Annotated in this window: 2 protein-coding genes; one reads left to right on the forward strand and one right to left on the reverse strand. The window is 51.5% G+C overall.

Features of this window, described 5'->3' with window-relative positions; all coding sequences use genetic code 11:
* Positions 1–63: 63 nt before the first annotated feature.
* Positions 64–474 carry a GFA family protein gene (locus ACR0KS_RS20380; protein WP_480693334.1) on the reverse strand — a complete coding sequence of 137 codons (411 nt, stop codon included), beginning with the start codon at positions 472–474 and terminating at the stop codon, positions 64–66.
* A 234-nt stretch (positions 475–708) separates the two neighbouring features.
* Between ACR0KS_RS20380 and ACR0KS_RS20385 the strand changes: the two genes are divergently transcribed.
* On the forward strand, positions 709–1,469 hold a 761-nt coding region (locus ACR0KS_RS20385), incomplete at its 3' end, for a LysR family transcriptional regulator (RefSeq protein WP_480693335.1).

A 1,469-nucleotide genomic window follows, 5' to 3' on the forward strand; every position in this document is an offset into this window, starting at 1 on the left:
TCCTTGCAGGCATATGAATAAACAGTGTTCATCGCTTTCTCCTCCGTTCGCTCGAAAAGCTGCTTAGAACTCAGGAAACGTCGGCAGCCCGTCGTCGAGTTTTATCCATGGCTGCTGATGTGACACGAAGATGTGGGCCTTGGGTTGCGCAATCGATGGGTCGTCCAACGTTACAGCAGAAAACCAAGCGTCAGCGCTCCAGTCTTGGCCCTCTACTTCATTTAGGGCGGCATAGGTCAACGTCGTTCCACAGTCCCGACAAAACCCGCGGCGAATACCCGGAGTTTTCTCAATGTGTTGGATTTCGCCTTTGATAACTACGAAGTCTTCCGTTGCCACTTTAGCCCAAGTTACAAAGGCACCGCCAAGGGCCATTTGGCATGAACGACAATGGCAATGTCCCGACCAGACAGGTGGTGTCGCGATCTGGTATCGAACAGCACCACAGTAACATCCACCTTGAAGTTTTTCCATCGTATCAAGATCTCCTGGCATGCGGCTAGGTTGACATCAGCACTAAAGCATCCGCTCCAATATTTTATAATAGCAGCGCAGATTTCACTGTGAATAATGTCAAGAATGTCGATATCATGCGACTCAAATAGTCTAACAAAACTTTAGAAAAACTACAGTATGGATTGGTTGCACCTTCCCCCAATGAACGCTTTGCGCGCCTTCTCAGCGGTTGCGGAAGCTGGGAGTTACACCGTGGCGGCTGAACGCTTGAACGTGACCCAAGCGGCTGTCAGCCAGCAGGTTAAATCGTTGGAAAGGCATTTGGGTGTAGCTCTTGTTGCTAAACGTGGGCGCAGCATTGAATTGACAGAGCCAGGCATCATTCTTGCGCGTGAACTGGGTATCGGCTTTGAAATCATTGGAAGGGGTGTCGAACGACTGGCAGAACACACAGCGCAGCGTCCCGTTCAAGTGACAATGTCACCAGCATTCGCGGTGGAGTGGCTGTTGCCGAGAATGGCAGAGTTTCAACGCGAACATCCAGAGATCACTTTGATGCTGAACCCAACTTCGGAACTGGTTCAGATAAGACCAGGTGGTATCGATGTCGCCATTCGGTATCACGACAGACGCATGCCGAGAAAAGAGGAGGATACTGTCCTTGTTTCCGACATGGTCGTGATCGGGACACCTTCACTGGTGGAAGGCCAAGATCTGCGTGACCCGGCCTCTCTGACAAAACTGCCTTGGTTGCAGGAACTGGGCACCAACGAAGCGGCCGACTGGTTCACCTATCATGGGGTCGTACCTCTCGAGCCATTGACGATAAATCACATGCCGGGGAACCTGATCATGACTGCGGTTCGCCGGGGTGACGGTATCACGTATTCTGCCAGAGCTTTTTTCGAGGACGATCTGTCATCTGGTCGGATGATTGAATTGTTCTCTGAGCCTCTCTTCGGCGTCTATTACATCCAGACGCAGGCAGAATTTCAGCGCCCCGAGGCTAAGGT

The sequence above is a fragment of the Ruegeria sp. BC7 genome (assembly GCF_056539165.1).